The sequence below is a fragment of the Kitasatospora sp. NPDC058170 genome (assembly GCF_042883905.1).
In the GTDB taxonomy this organism is placed as follows: domain Bacteria; phylum Actinomycetota; class Actinomycetes; order Streptomycetales; family Streptomycetaceae; genus Kitasatospora.
In genome coordinates, this window is record NZ_JBHVUV010000027.1 from 27,381 (window position 1) to 41,773 (window position 14,393).

Here is a 14,393-nt window from a genome sequence, read left to right on the forward strand (position 1 = left end):
GCGCCGGCCTCAGACCGGCAGCCGCAGCGGCTCGTCGCGCCGCCGGAAGCCGATCCGGTACAGCGTGGCGGCGCCGCGCAGGAAGGTCACCTCGCTGCCCCGCAGATAGCGGCGGTAGCGGCGGAATCCCTCCTCGCCGACCAGCCGCTCGGCCTCCGTGCGGGCCCGCAGCAGCCGGGCCGACCAGGAGGCGAGGGTCCGGACGTAGTCCTCGGCCGAGGCGTGCAGGACGGTCGGCGAGAAGTACGGGTCGGCGGCCGCGGCGATCTCGCTCAGCCGGGGCAGCCGGGCGCCGGGGAAGATGTCGCTGCCGACGAAGGCGCCCAGCGGGCCCCCGCCGTCGGCCGCGCCGTCGTAGGCGATGGTCTGCAGCGACATCCGGCCGCCGGGGCGCAGCCAGCCGTGGCACTGCTCGAAGTACCGGGCGTAGACGCCGAGCCGCTCGGCGCGGTCCATCTCCGCGGTGGCGAAGTGCTCGAAGGAGCCCATCGCGACCACCGCGTCGTAAGGGCGCTCGGGGCGGTGGTCCTCCCAGCTCTCCAGCCTGGCCCGGACGCCCGGCAGGCCGCGTGCCTCGAGGTGGGCGTGCTGGGCGCGCGAGATGGTGAGCCCGGTGGCCTCGGCGGCCCGGCGCCCGCGGACGGCGTGCTCCAGCATCGCGCCCCAGCCGCAGCCGACGTCGAGCAGGCGCAGTCCGCCGTCCGGCTCGGCGCCGACCAGGTCCAGGTGGTGGTCCAGCTTGGCCCGTTGGGCGCGGGGCAGTGCGGTGGCGTCGGGTTCGTCGCGGGGGATGCCGTCCCACTTCGCGGCCGTGTAGGCCAGGGTCTCGTCGAGCCACAGTGCGTAGAAGTCGTTGCCGAGGTCGTAGTGGTACTCGATGTCGGCGGCGGGTGTGCCGGCCGTGGTGATGGTCATGCCTCTCCTGTTCGGGGTGCGCTCGCGCCGGTCCGGGGTGTGACCTCGGGAGCGGTGGCGGGGGCGGCGCGGCGGGCGCGGACCACGAGGGCCTGGGCGCGGCGCTCGACGAAGCGGGCGGCCCGGGCGTCCAGGCGCTCCAGGTGCCCGGCGAGCCGGTCGCGGGCCTGTTCGCCGACCGGTCCGAGTCCGGTCAGCTCGAAGACCCGCAGGGTGCGCAGCACCGGGACCAGTACCTCGTCGTGGTGGATCCTCGGGTCGTAGACGCCGGCCACCGCCACGTCGGCGGCCATCCGGGCGAAGCCCGGCATGCCCTGGCCGGGCATCGCGAAGTCGGTCACGGTGTCCGCCAGCACGGCGAGCACCTGGTCGGGGTCGAGCTCCAGCGCGGCGCGCAGCAGTTCGCGGTAGAAGACCATGTGCAGGTTCTCGTCCTGGGCGATCCGGGCGAGCAGCCGTTCGCAGACCGGGTCGCCGCTGAGCCGGCCGGTGTTGCGGTGGCTGACCCGGGTCGCGAGCTCCTGGACGGCCGCGTAGGCGACGGTGGCGAGTACGCCGGTCGGCCGGGGGTCGGCCGGGGTGCCGACCTGGGCCATCCGGGCGCGTTCCAGGGCGATCGGGTCGACGGCGCGGGTGGCGTGCAGGTAGGCCCGCAGGGAGGTGGCGTGCCGGTCCTCCTCGGCGGTCCACCGGTGCAGCCAGGCCCCCCAGGCGCCGTCGCGGGAGGTCTGGGTGCCGATGGTCCAGTGGTAGCCGGGGAGGTTGTCCTCGGTGAGCAGGTTGACCACCAGCGCGGAGCGCACCGCCGGGTCGAGTGCGGACTGCCCGGGGTGCCAGGCCTCCCCGTCGAGCGGGCCGTCGTAGTCCCGGCCGAGGCTCCAGGGCACGTACTGGTGGGGGAACCACTCGCGCGCCGATCCGAGGTGGCGATTCATCAAGTCCTCGGCCACCGGCTCCAGTTCCGCCAGCCAGTGGACGGTGCCCACCGTAGTGATCTTCACGGATGGTGATCGTTGCGCAGCCGTGCGTGACCGCGCAAGCCGGTGTCACCCGGTCGGGTCAGCCGATGAGCCCGAAGTGGACGAAAAGCGGGCGGAAGAGGCCGGAAGGAAGCAGCGGGTGGTCCGCACCCGAACCGGAAGCGGACCGGGTCGGACGGGAAGGGTCGGGGGTGACCTGACCGAGGCCGGCGGCGTTGAGGAGGCGGCGCCCGGCGGTATCCCGCCTGCTCACCACGGGCGTGCTCCGATCGAGCGAAGGGGGCCAGGCGGCAACGACAACGGTCACCAGTACAGCCTTTGGATCTTTGTCCGATCTGAGGTTCACTTCGGGTGCAGGGCGGTTGCGCCCCTTACCCCACCCCCCGTGCGTCCAGGAGAGGACTTCGATGGCCGGGCACGAGCACTCCCACGATGATCATGCGCATGACCACGGGCACGCCCACGGCGGCCGCGGTCACGGCGCGCACGGTCACGGCGGGCACGGCGGGCACTCGCACGGGGTCGCCGCCGACGCCGACCGCCGCTGGCTGCTGAGCGCGCTCGCGCTGATCGTGGTGTTCATGGCCGGCGAGGTCGTGGTGGGCTTCGCCGCCGAGTCGCTGGCGCTGATCTCGGACGCCGCGCACATGCTCACCGACGCCGCCTCGATCGTGCTGGCGCTGGTCGCGATGCGGCTGGCCGCCCGGCCGGCGAGGGGCGGCTACACCTACGGGCTCAAGCGGGCCGAGATCCTCTCCGCCCAGGCCAACGGCGTGACGCTGCTGGTGCTCTCCGCCTGGCTCGGCTACGAGGCGGTCGCCCGGCTGATCGACCCGCCCGACGTGGCCGGCTCGCTGGTCCTGGTCACCGCGCTGGTCGGGATCGTGGTCAACCTGGCCGCCGCCTGGTGCATGTCCAGGGCGAACCGCAGCTCGCTGAACGTCGAGGGCGCCTTCCAGCACGTGGTGACCGACCTGTACGCGTTCATCGCCACCGCCGTCGCCGGTGCGGTGATGCTGGCCACCGGCTTCTCCCGGGCCGACGCGATCGCCTCGCTGATCGTGGTCGCGCTGATGCTGAAGGCCGGCGTCGGCCTGGTCCGGGACTCCGGGCGGATCTTCCTGGAGGCCGCGCCGGCGGGCATCGACCCGGACGCGGTGGCGGACCGGATGGTCGCCCAGCCGCTGGTGGAGGAGATCCACGACCTGCACATCTGGGAGATCACCTCCAACCAGCCCGCCCTGTCCGCGCACATCCTGGTCACCCCGGGCGGCGACTGCCACGCGGTGCGCCGCGGGCTCCAGCGCAGGCTGGCCGACGAGTACGGGATCACCCACAGCACCCTCCAGGTGGACCACGTCGGCGAGGACGACGCGGGCGGGCTGCTGCAGATCACCGCGCCGACGGACACCGGCCCCGAGCACTGCGCCGACTCGCACGGCCCGGTCCACCGCGCCGGCCCGCACGAGCACTGACCCCGCCCCGGACCGGGACCGGCGCACCCGCGGACGGGGCGAGGACAGCCCGGACAGCCACGGGCGCGGACCGGCCAGGGCAACGGACCGGCGCGACGTCCGTCCCGTACGGCATGATCGGAGGCGTGACCGCACCCGTGACCGCACCGCGACTGATGCTGCTCGACTCCGCCAGCCTCTACTTCCGGGCCTACTACGGTGTGCCGGACACCCTGCGCTCGCCGCAGGGTGAGCCGGTCAACGCCGTCCGGGGCCTGCTGGACTTCATCACCCGGCTGGTCCAGGACCACCGCCCGGACCAGCTGGTCGCCTGCATGGACGCCGACTGGCGCCCGCAGTGGCGGGTCGACCTGGTGCCCTCCTACAAGACGCACCGGGTCGCCGAGGCGGCCGAGGACGGCGAGGAGGAGGTGCCGGACACCCTCGCCCCGCAGGTCCCGGTGATCGAGCAGGTGCTGGACGCGCTCGGCATCGCCCGGGTCGGCTCCCCCGGCTACGAGGCGGACGACGTGATCGGCACCCTGACCGCCCGCGCCACGGGCCCGGTGCAGATCGTCACCGGGGACCGCGACCTGTTCCAGCTGGTGGACGGCACCCGCGGGATCACCGTCCTCTACCCGGTCAAGGGCATGGGGAACCTGCAGGTCACCGATGACGCCGTGCTGATGGAGAAGTACGGCGTGCCCGGCTCCCGGTACGCCGACATGGCGGCGCTGCGCGGGGATCCGAGCGACGGCCTGCCGGGCGTCAAGGGCATCGGCGAGAAGACGGCCGCCCAGCTGATCAACGAGTACGGCGACCTGGCCGCGATCCGGGCCGCCGCCCTGGACATCGGCTCGAAGCTGACCCCGGCCCGGCGCCGCAACATCGTCGAGGGCGGGGCCTACCTGGACGTCGCGCCGACGGTGGTGCGGGTCGCCGAGGACGCGCCGCTGCCGGACTTCGACCCGGCGCTGCCGCACGAGCCGCTGGACCCGATGTCCCTGGAGGAGCTCTCCACCCGCTGGGGCCTCGGCACCTCCCTCACCCGCCTCCTCGAAACCCTCGCCGCCACCCGCTGAGCACGGAGCCCGCGCGGCGCACTCCGCCGCGCGGGCTCCCCGGCACCTCCCGGGCCTCAGGTCCGGTCACTGTCGTCGGCGCTTCCTACCGTCGTCGCGCTACCGAGGTCCCGACTCGGCCTCGTCCGCCGCCGTCGGGCCGAAGGCGTCGGCGAGGCTGGTCAGGACGGACCCCGGCCAGCGGCTCTCGCCGAACACGCCGACCGGCACGGCGAGCACGCCGTACTCGCGGTGGAGCGTCTGCGCCGGGATCCCGACCGGGAAGAAGTAGTTGCCGGGGCAGGTCCGGGTCTCCGCGGGAATCGCCCCGAGCACCTCGTCCGGCAGCCGTGTGAACAACCGCTCGGCCCGCGCGGCCAGTTCGTCGACGACCAGCCGGGGCAGGTCACCGTGCCCGGTCAGCAGGCGGTCGGCGAGCCTCAGCTGATCCGGCGTCGGCGGATCCGCCCGGAACGCTTCGGCCAGTTCGGCCTGCGCCGGACCGAGCAGCACCACGCCGAACGTCTGCGGCCACAGCCACCCCTTGGTGACCGAGTGCAGCAGGACCGCACGACCGGTGTCGAGCAGGCGCCGGGTGCCGGCGGCGAACGGGGCTCCCAGCTCGTAGACGCTGTCGATCAGCAGGTGGCGGTGCGGCGACTCCCGCAACCACGAGATCACCGCGTCGCACTCGGCCTCGGACAGGTACCGGCCGAGCGGCTTGCTGGGGTTGGCGAGCAGCAGGTACTCGGGCCGGTCGTCCGCCGGCGACGTCGGCAGGGCCGGCGCCGGCAGCGTCGGGTAGGACGCGGGCGCCAGGCCCGCGGCGCGGGCCAGGTCGAAGTAGACCGGGTACACGTCGCCGGGCAGCCACAGCCGTGCCTGCACGGTGCGCAGCCACCGGAACACCACGCCGAGTCCGTGCCGGACGCCCCGGCAGACCATGGCGTGGCGGGACCACTCCTGCGGCAGCTCGAACCGCCGCAGCCAGGCGCGGGCGAGATCGCAGCGGTACACCGTGTGCGTGCCGGCCGGCGCTTCCGGTCGCATCGGAGCGAGCGCCCGGTACAGGTTGGTCTCGGCGGCGTCCAGGAGCGGCGGGGCCGCACCGAGTTGCCGCCGCCGGAACTCCTGGAACTCGTCGAACCTCATACCGCTGCACCTTCCGGCAGGATCTCGCTGGCCCGGTCCTCCAGGGAGGCGTAGCAGCGTCCGTCGGCCATGACGTTCCAGCTGCGGGCGATCCCGTGGGTGCGCTCCCAGAGCAGGCTGGGCTCGGTGTAGGCGGCGATCCGCATCGGCCGGCCGTCCCAGCTGCCGTGGTGGACCGGTGCGCCCCAGGGCAGGCGGCTCTCCAGGTCGAAGCCGTGCCGGGCGGCGAACCGGGTGACGACGGACAGCGGGACCTGGTGCTCCCGGCTCCAGACGTTGGCGGCGCGGTCGAAGTAGAGCGACTCGGTGCTGGTGGAGACGTAGAGCTCCTTGAAGCAGACCTCCTCGACACCGAGCGCCGCGGCCCACGAGAGGTAGTCGGCCACGCCGGCCTCATCGGCCACGCCGCCGTGCTGGAGCACGCAGATCAGCCGCAGCCGCAGGCCCGGCCAGCGGTCGCGTTCCGCGCGCCAGGTGTCGGCCACGGAGCCCACCGGGGTGCGCAGCGTCATCAGCCGCTCGCTGACGTCGTCGTCCTGGTGGTGCCGGGAGACCGCCAGCACGCTCAGGCCCGCGGCGCCCAGGGCGGCCAGCCGGTCGGCCCGGTCGGCGTGCCCGCCCTTGGCCAGGTTGTGCGCGTTGGTGATCAGGACGACCTTCGGGAAGGCCGCCGAGCAGGCGGACACCAGCCGCAGCTGCTGTTCGAACGGGAGGAGCGAGGGCTCCCCGCCGCCGGTGATCACCGCCCGCTCGGCGCCCGCCGCGCGGGCGCGCTCCAGCCAGGAGCCGACCGCGTCCCACGGCACCCGGGCCGGCGCCTGGTCGGTGGAGATCGAAGCCGCGGAGAAGCAGAACGAACACCGGGCCTGGCAGGCGGAGGCGACCGGCAGCACCGACACCGAGCGCGGCCGCAGGTCGGTGTAGCTGCGCCGGGCCGATCCGTGCAGCTGCAGCGAATCCGCCATCACGTCCTCGACGGTTGTCGGGCGCAGCGTGAAGTCCTCGCCCGCCTGGTCGAGTTCGTGGACGGCCGACAAGCGGATGCGGGGCTCGTGCAGTTCCGCGCCGAGGCCGGTCGACACGTTGGGCAGCAGCGTGTCCGGGTCCACCGCGGTTTCCAGCACCAGCAGCCGGTCGCCCGTGATGTTTAGGCGGTCCAGCAGGCGTCGTGCCTTGCCTATGCCGATGCCCAGCTCCGCCCGGGTCAGCAGGTGGAACCGGTCGGGGTGGGTACTCTCCGGGATCCCCGCCTTGCCGTAGGCGAACGCGTACTTGTCGAAGCCCCTGGCGAAGTTCGACAGCACGATGACGTGGAAGCGCTGGCCGGTGCGGTTCATCCCGTCATCATGCACGAACGGGTCCGGAGCCCGTCCGGGCGGTACTCCCCCGCCGGGTGCGCCACAGGGCCCGCCCGACCCGGGGCACGCCGGAGGGGCCCGTCGTGGTGACGGGCCCCTCCGGCGTGCCGTCAGGTCAGGCAGATCAGGTCAGGTCAGGTCAGGTCACCGAGGAGTAGGCGATGATGCCGCGGCGCAGGCCGTCCACCGCCTTGCGGGCGGTCCTGCGCAGTTCGGCGTCCTCGCCGGCGGCGTCCTGGATCTGGCCGAGGACGTCGATCAGCTGCTTCGTCCAGCGGACGAAGTCGCCGGCCGGCATGTCGGCGTCGCGCAGCACCTGGTCCAGGCTGTGGCCCAGCGCCCAGCGGTAGGCCGCCCAGGCGAAGCCGAGGTCCGGCTCGCGCTGGCCGACGCCCTCGGCGGTGTTGATCCGGTGCTGCTCCTCCAGGGCGTCCAGGTGGCCCCAGATCCGGACCATCTTGCCGAGCGCCTCCTTGGCGCCGCCCTCCGGGACGCGGGGGGCGGCGGCGTCGTCGGACTGCCGGGCCTCGTAGACCAGCGCCGAGGCGCAGGCGGCCAGCTCGGCGGCGGCCAGGCCGCTCCAGACGCCCTCGCGGATGCACTCGGAGGCGAGCAGGTCCAGCTCGCCGTAGAGCCGGCCGAGCCGCTTGCCGTCGTCGGTGACGGTGTCGCCCTGGAGGTAGCCGAGGTCGGCGAGCAGCCCGCAGACCCGGTCGAAGGTGCGGGCGATGGTGTGGGTGCGGGAGCGCATCCGGCGCTCCAGCAGCTCGGTGTCGCGGTGCAGCCGGTGGTAGCGCTCGGCCCAGCGGGCGTGGTCCTCGCGCTCGTCGCAGCCGTGGCACGGGTGCCGGCGCAGCTCGGCGCGCAGCCGGCTGATCTCCGGGTCGTCGGCGGCGGCCGCGCGGCCCTTGCGGAACCGCTCGGGCTCCAGGTGGCCGGCCTTGGTCCGCAGTGCCGAGGCCAGGTCGCGCCGGGACTGCGGGCTGCGCGGGTTGAAGGACTTGGGGATGCGTACCCGCTCGACGGCGGCGACCGGGTGCGGGAAGTCGATCATGGCGAGCCGCTTGACCTGCCGCTCGGCGGTCAGCACCACCGGGCGCGGGCCGTCGGCGAAGTCCGGGTGGCGCGGGTTGCCGCGCGGGGAGCGGCTGACCGGCGGCAGGCCCGGGTCGAGGACGAGGGCGAGGCCGGCGAACTTGCCGGTGGGGACGTGGATGACGTCGCCCGGCTTGAGCTGCTCGATGGACTCGACGGCCTCGGCCCGGCGCTGGCTGCTGCCCTCGCGGGCGAGGTCGTTCTCCCGGTCCTTGAGCCGGCGGCGCAGGTCCATGTACTCGTCGAAGTCCCCGAGGTGGCAGGTCATGGACTCGCGGTAGCCGTCCAGGCCCTCCTCGTTGCGCTGGACCTGGCGGGCGATGCCGACCACCGAGCGGTCCGCCTGGAACTGCGCGAAGGACGTCTCCAGGAGCTCGCGGGAGCGGTGCCGTCCGAACTGGGAGACCAGGTTGACGGCCATGTTGTAGGACGGCCGGAACGAGGACTTCAGCGGGTAGGTGCGGGTGCCGGCCAGGCCGGCCAGGGCCTCCGGGTCGAGGCCGCGCTGCCACAGCACGACGGCGTGGCCCTCGATGTCGATGCCGCGCCGCCCGGCCCGGCCGGTGAGCTGGGTGTACTCGCCGGGGGTGATGTCGGCGTGGGTCTCGCCGTTCCACTTGACCAGCTTCTCCATGACCACCGAGCGGGCGGGCATGTTGATGCCCAGCGCCAGGGTCTCGGTCGCGAAGACGGCCTTGACCAGGCCCTTCACGAAGAGCTCCTCGACCACCTCCTTGAAGCGGGGCAGCATCCCGGCGTGGTGGGCGGCGATGCCGCGCTCCAGCCCGTCCAGCCACTCGAAGTAGCCGAGGACGTGCAGGTCCTCGTCGGGGATGTCGGCGCAGCGCTCCTCGACGATGGCGCGGACCCGGCCCCGGTCGCCGTCCTTGTTGAGCCGCAGGCCGGAGCTGAGGCACTGCTGCACGGCGGCCTCGCAGCCGGCCCGGCTGAAGATGAAGGTGATCGCGGGCAGCAGGCCCTCGGCGTCCAGGCGGTCGATGACGTCGACCCGGCCCGGGGTCCAGACCTTGCCGGGGCGGCCGTTGGGCATGCTCCGCCCGCGGCCGCGGCCGAACTTGTCGCGGGGGTTGCGGTCGAGCTCGGAGCGGGCGAGGCGGACCAGCTCGGGGTTGACCGCCTTGGCCGGGTTGCGCGGGGCGTCCTTGGGCCGGCCGTCGCGGTCCGGGTTGGCGAACAGGTCGTACATCCGGTTGCCGGCCATCACGTGCTGCCACAGCGGCACCGGGCGGACCTCGGAGACGATCACCTTGGTGCCGCCGCGCACGGTGTCCAGCCAGTCGCCGAACTCCTCGGCGTTGGAGACGGTGGCGGAGAGCGAGACGAGGGTGACGGACTCGGGGAGGTGGATGATGACCTCCTCCCAGACGGCGCCGCGGAAGCGGTCGGCGAGGTAGTGCACCTCGTCCATGACCACGTAGCCGAGGCCGTTGAGGGTGCTGGAGCCCGCGTAGAGCATGTTGCGCAGCACCTCGGTGGTCATCACCACCACGGGGGCGTCGCCGTTGACACTGTTGTCACCGGTGAGCAGGCCGACCTTGTCGGCGCCGTAGCGCTTGACCAGGTCTCCGTACTTCTGGTTGGAGAGGGCCTTGATCGGCGTCGTGTAGAAGCACTTGCGCCCACTCTGGAGGGCGAGGTGGACCGCGAACTCGCCCACGATGGTCTTGCCGGAGCCGGTGGGGGCGGCGACCAGGACGCCCGAGCCGCCTTCCAGGGCCTGGCAGGCCTCCAGCTGGAAGTCGTCCAGCGGGAAGTCGTACAGCTGCTGGAAGCCGTACAGGGCGGTCGCCTGCTCCTTGGCCCTGCGGCGGAAGGCCGCGTACGCCTCGGCGGGGCTCAGCTCCTGGTCTTCGGACTGCTCGGGCTGAGGGGTGTTCATCGCCGTCCGGGTGTGGTTGGTGTGATCTCGCATCTCAGCGAGAGGTTACCCGGGAGGACCGACATCGATAGCACCGTTTTTCGTGCGACGAGATCAGTTCTCTCTCAGATCCATAGTTGCAAACATCTTCAAGTGATCACGATCGCACCGGCTTCGAACGTCTCCGGTCATCCCCGGTGGAAAGCCCGCGACCCTCCCTAGATTCGGAGTCCGACAGCCACCACGCACGGGAGGAGCAAGACGATGGCGAACCTGGAGACGTCCCTCAAGGAGGCCATGGGCATCGACGGCGCGATCGGCGTCGCCCTGGTCGACTACGGCAGCGGCATGGCGCTCGGCACCCTCGGCGGGGACACCGGCGAGCTGGACCTCAACCTCGCCGCCGCCGGCAACACCGACCTGGTCCGGGCCAAGATGCGGACCATGGAGATGCTCAGCCTCCACGACAACGAGATCGAGGACATCCTGGTCAGCCTGACCAGCCAGTACCACCTGGTCCGCCCGCTCACCACGCAGAACGGCCGCGGCCTCTTCCTCTTCCTGGCGCTCAACCGCGGCCGCTCCAACCTCGCCATGGCCCGCCACCAGCTCAGGCGGATCGAAGTGGCACTGGAGATCTGACCGGCCTGCCACCAGGGAGGGGAGAGTCGTGGCGGTAGCGCTTTACCAGGCGAAGGCCGAGTTCTTCCGGATGCTCGGCCACCCCGTCCGGATCCGGGTGCTGGAGCTGCTGCAGGCCGGACCGACGTCCGTCCGCGAGCTGCTGGGCGAGCTGGAGGTCGAACCGTCCAGCCTCTCCCAGCAGCTCGCGGTGCTGCGCCGGTCCGGCATCGTCACCGCCACCCGGGAGGGCGGCACGGTGGTGTACGCCCTGGCCGGCGGGGACGTCGCCGACCTGCTCCGGGCGGCCCGGCGGATCCTGACCGTGCTCCTGGCCGACCAGCACCTGCTGCTCACCGAGCTGCGGGCGGCCGCCGACTAGGGCGTGTTTGCAAAGTCGCGTCGGGTCCGCGACGCCGGGCATCCCGGAGCCCGGAGCCCGTCAGCCGCGCAGCAGCTCCGCCAGGGCCGCCGCCAGCCGCTCGTACTCGTCCGGCCGGTTGTACAGCTGCGCGCTGATCCGCAGCACGCCGCCGCCCGCCCAGGGGCGCACCGCGATTCGTACCGCCGCCCGCTTCCACAGCCAGGCCATCACCGCCCGGGCGTCCGCCTCGGTCTCGCCCTGCCCGGGCGGCAGCCGCAGCGCGCGCATCGGCACGCCCGCCAGGCCCGGCAGCGGCCGGAGCCCGACGCGTTCGGCCAGCACCCGCTGCCCGTACCCGGCGAGCCGGTCGTTGTGCGCGCGCACCCGCTCGGCGCCGAGCCCGTGCAGCACCTCGAAGCCGGCCGGGGCGGCCAGCCACGGCGTGTAGTCGACCGTGCCGCGCCACTCGACGGCGGCCGGGAAGCCCCGGGCGTGCTCCCAGGACACCGCGAGCGGGCGGACCCGGGCGGCCCACTCCGGGCGGACCGCGAGCAGGCCGGTGGCCCGCGGGGCGAAGGCCCACTTGTGCAGGTTGCCGACCCAGAAGTCGGCGGCCTCGTCGATCGGGTCGGCCAGCGCGCCGGGCGCGTGGGCGCCGTCCACCACGGTGGCCACCCCGCGCCCGCGCAGGGCGGCGAGCAGCGCGGGCGTGGCGATCCCGCGGGCGCCGACCGAGGTGATCTGGTCCAGGACGGCCAGCACGGTCCGGCCGTCCACCCCGGCGAGGACGGCCTCGCGGACGGCGTCCTCGCCCGGGTCGTCCAGCGGCAGCCGGACGACGTGCACCTCGGCGCCCGCCTCCGCCGCGCGCCGCCGCACCGCCAGCTCGACCGCGCCGTACCCGTGGTCGGTGAGCAGGATCCGGTCCCCGGCCGCCAGCGGGACGGAGTCCAGCGCGATGGCGACGCCCTCGGTGACGTTGCCGACCAGCACCGACCGGTCCGGGTCCGCGCCGAGTTCGGCGGCGAGCCCGGTCCGGGCCGCGGCCACCCGTGCGGGCAGGTCGGCGAAGAAGCCGTCCGGGTCGCGCTCCATCTCCTCCCGCAGCCGCTCCTGGACCCGCTGCACCGGGACGGGGACCGCGCCGAACGAGCCGTGGTTGAGGTGCACCGCCGCCGGATCCAGCGTGAACAGACCGTCCGTGCCCGGCAGCGGGGCCGGGGGCTCGACGGTCCGCAGGTCCTCGATCACGATTCCTCCGACATGATGTGTGACATTTCACATGACATAATACTGGTGAGTCTCCCGCACCGCGGAGACCATCGGGCGGTGACCATCACCGACCCCTTCCTCTCGCTCAGCACCCGCACCGGCCGCTTCACCTACGGCGCCCCGCGCGCGTTCGTCCTCTCCGAGGACGGCACCCGGCTGCTCCTGCTGCGCTCGACCGGCTCCGAGGACCCGGTCGACCGGCTCCGGCTGCTCGACCTGGCCACCCGCCAGGAGCGCCTGGTCGCCGACCCCGCCGCGCTCGCCCCGGAGCGCACCGGCGACCGGGACGACCTGCCGGCCGTCGAACGCCGCCTGCGCGAGCGCATCCGGCTCCACGCGGCCGGAATAGGCTCGTACGCCGCCACCGCCGACTGCGCGACCGCCGTCTTCGCCCTGGACGGCCGACTGTTCCGCACCGACACCGCCACCGGTGCCACCACCGAACTCCCCACCGCCGGACCGGCCTTCGACCCGCGTCCGGCCCCGGACGGCCGGCGCACCGCCTACGTCGCCGGGGACGCGCTGTACGTCCACCCCGACCCCCGCCCGCTCAGCCCCGCCGACGGCGCCCGCTGGGGCGTCGCCGAGTTCGCCGCCGCCGAGGAGCTGGGCCGCTCCCGCGGCCACTGGTGGCGCCCGGACGGCGGCGCGCTGCTGGCCGCCCGGGTGGACGAGTCCGCCCTCCCCCGGCGGTACTTCGCCGACCCGGCCCGGCCGGACGAGCAGTCCGAGGACTTCGCCTACCCGCAGGCCGGCGGACCGAACGCCGACGTGCAGCTGTGGGTCCTCGGCCTCGACGGCACCCGGCTCCGACTGCACTGGGACACCGAGGCGTTCCCCTACCTCTGCGCCGCCGAGTGGGCCGGGACGGACGAGGTCCTGCTCACCGTCGCCGACCGCCTGCAGCAGAACGTGCTGCTGCTCGGCGCCGACCCGGCCACCGGCGTGTGCACCGAACTGTCCCGCACCACCGACGAGTTCTGGGTGGACGACCTGCCCGGCACCCCGGCCCGGCTGGACGGCGGCCGGCTGCTCACCGTCCACGACACCCCCGAGGCCCGCGGCCTGGCGCTGGACGGCAAGCCGCTCGACACCACCGGACTGCAGATCCGCCGGGTGGTCGGCCGGCTGCGCGGCCGGCTGCTCTGCGAGACCGGCGAGGGCGACCCGGCCGACCAGCACGTCCACCTGATCGACCCGGACGGCGGCGCGCCCGAGCGGCTCAGCGCCGGCCCCGGCGTCCACTCGGCACTCGCCGCCGGCGACACCCTGCTGCTCACCTCGGCCGGTCCGGCCGGGGTCCGCCGCCGGGCGCTGTTCCGGGGCGAGGAGGTCGAGCTCGCCGACCACGCCGCCGCACTGCCCTACCAGGTCACCCCGCAGCTCGCCCGGGTCACCGAACTCGCCCTGCCCACCGCCGTCGTGTACCCGCGCGAGCACCGGGCCGGCGAGCGGCTGCCCGTCCTGCTGGACGTCTACGGCGGACCCGGCTTCCAGGCCGTGGCCAACGAGCCGCGCCGCTGGCAGCTCCGCCAGTGGTGGGCCGACCAGGGCTTCGCCGTGGTCACCACCGACAACCGGGGCACCCCCTTCGTCTCCCCCGCCTTCAGCCGGGCGATCTTCCGCCGGTTCTCCCAGGTGGCGCTGGACGACCAGGTGGCCGCCCTGCAGGCGCTCGCCGCCACCCATCCCGACCTCGACCTGACCCGGGTCGGCGTACGCGGCTGGTCCTACGGCGGCTACTTCGCGGCGCTCGCCGTCCTGCGCCGCCCGGACGTCTTCCACGCCGCCTGCGCGGGCGCGGCACCGACCGACTTCCGCCGGTACGACACCGCGTACACCGAGCGCTACCTCGGCCTGCCGCAGGACAACCCCGAGGGCTACGCCGGCGACTGCCTGGTCGACGACGCGCCCGCCCTGTCCCGGCCGCTGCTGCTGATCCACGGCCTGGCCGACGACAACGTCCACCCCTCGCACACCCTGCTGCTCTCCCAGGCCCTCACCCGGGCCGGCCGGGCGCACCGCGTGCTGCCGCTGCCGGGCGTCACCCACATGACCCCGAACGGGGTGAACGAGCAGCTCACGACGGCCGAACTCGCCTTCCTGCGCGAGACCCTGGGGTAGTCCGCAGAGCTCACCGGCACCGGGCACCACGAGCCCGGTGCGGCGTGTGGAAGGGGCGCCGTGCGGGCCGACCGCACGGCGCCCCTTCCGCATACCCCACCCGCTGCGTCCACACTCT

The 14,393-nt window shown here is 73.8% G+C and carries 11 protein-coding genes; 5 read left to right on the forward strand and 6 right to left on the reverse strand.

Features of this window, described 5'->3' with window-relative positions; genetic code table 11:
• Positions 1-9 precede the first annotated feature (9 nt).
• Together ACFVVX_RS27895 and ACFVVX_RS27900 are read right to left on the reverse strand one after the other, a co-directional pair.
• The gene (locus ACFVVX_RS27895) at positions 10-915 is read right to left on the reverse strand and encodes a class I SAM-dependent methyltransferase (RefSeq protein ID WP_387949431.1); all 906 of its coding nucleotides are present in this window, start codon (positions 913-915) and stop codon (positions 10-12) included.
• A complete protein-coding gene (locus ACFVVX_RS27900) occupies positions 912-1,916 on the reverse strand; it encodes an acyl-ACP desaturase (protein WP_387949432.1) in 1,005 nt (334 codons plus the stop codon). Before ACFVVX_RS27900 ends, ACFVVX_RS27895 begins: the two co-directional genes overlap by 4 nt.
• 386 nt (positions 1,917-2,302) lie before the next feature.
• On the opposite strand from ACFVVX_RS27900, the gene ACFVVX_RS27905 reads away from it, so the two are divergent.
• Both ACFVVX_RS27905 and ACFVVX_RS27910 read left to right on the forward strand, forming a co-directional pair.
• Complete coding sequence (locus ACFVVX_RS27905) at positions 2,303-3,370, forward strand: cation diffusion facilitator family transporter (protein ID WP_387949434.1); 1,068 nt, start codon at positions 2,303-2,305, stop codon at positions 3,368-3,370.
• Between the two features lie 113 nt (positions 3,371-3,483).
• The gene (locus ACFVVX_RS27910; protein WP_387949436.1) at positions 3,484-4,431 is read left to right on the forward strand and encodes a 5'-3' exonuclease H3TH domain-containing protein; all 948 of its coding nucleotides are present in this window, start codon (positions 3,484-3,486) and stop codon (positions 4,429-4,431) included.
• 99 nt (positions 4,432-4,530) lie between these two features.
• Here the strand turns inward: ACFVVX_RS27910 and ACFVVX_RS27915 are convergent, their stop codons facing one another.
• The 3 genes from ACFVVX_RS27915 to ACFVVX_RS27925 all read right to left on the reverse strand — a co-directional run bounded on the left by ACFVVX_RS27915 (position 4,531) and on the right by ACFVVX_RS27925 (position 9,915).
• Positions 4,531-5,562 (reverse strand): aminotransferase class I/II-fold pyridoxal phosphate-dependent enzyme, encoded by a 1,032-nt coding sequence (locus ACFVVX_RS27915; RefSeq protein WP_387949438.1) that lies wholly within the window; start codon positions 5,560-5,562, stop codon positions 4,531-4,533.
• A complete protein-coding gene (locus tag ACFVVX_RS27920) occupies positions 5,559-6,899 on the reverse strand; it encodes a radical SAM protein (RefSeq protein ID WP_387949440.1) in 1,341 nt (446 codons plus the stop codon). Before ACFVVX_RS27920 ends, ACFVVX_RS27915 begins: the two co-directional genes overlap by 4 nt.
• A gap of 160 nt (positions 6,900-7,059) precedes the next feature.
• Entirely contained in the window at positions 7,060-9,915 is a 2,856-nt protein-coding gene (locus ACFVVX_RS27925; protein WP_387949571.1) for a DEAD/DEAH box helicase, read from the reverse strand.
• 243 nt (positions 9,916-10,158) lie between these two features.
• On the opposite strand from ACFVVX_RS27925, the gene ACFVVX_RS27930 reads away from it, so the two are divergent.
• On the forward strand, positions 10,159-10,536 hold the full coding sequence (locus tag ACFVVX_RS27930) for a hypothetical protein (RefSeq protein ID WP_387949442.1): 378 nt from the start codon (positions 10,159-10,161) through the stop codon (positions 10,534-10,536).
• A gap of 28 nt (positions 10,537-10,564) precedes the next feature.
• The gene (locus tag ACFVVX_RS27935; RefSeq protein ID WP_387949444.1) at positions 10,565-10,897 is read left to right on the forward strand and encodes an ArsR/SmtB family transcription factor; all 333 of its coding nucleotides are present in this window, start codon (positions 10,565-10,567) and stop codon (positions 10,895-10,897) included.
• Between the two features lie 60 nt (positions 10,898-10,957).
• Here the strand turns inward: ACFVVX_RS27935 and ACFVVX_RS27940 are convergent, their stop codons facing one another.
• Positions 10,958-12,130 (reverse strand): aminotransferase class V-fold PLP-dependent enzyme, encoded by a 1,173-nt coding sequence (locus tag ACFVVX_RS27940; RefSeq protein WP_387949446.1) that lies wholly within the window; start codon positions 12,128-12,130, stop codon positions 10,958-10,960.
• Positions 12,131-12,208: 78 nt separating this feature from the next.
• Between ACFVVX_RS27940 and ACFVVX_RS27945 the strand changes: the two genes are divergently transcribed.
• Entirely contained in the window at positions 12,209-14,275 is a 2,067-nt protein-coding gene (locus tag ACFVVX_RS27945; RefSeq protein WP_387949448.1) for a prolyl oligopeptidase family serine peptidase, read from the forward strand.
• The last annotated feature ends 118 nt before the right edge of the window (positions 14,276-14,393 follow it).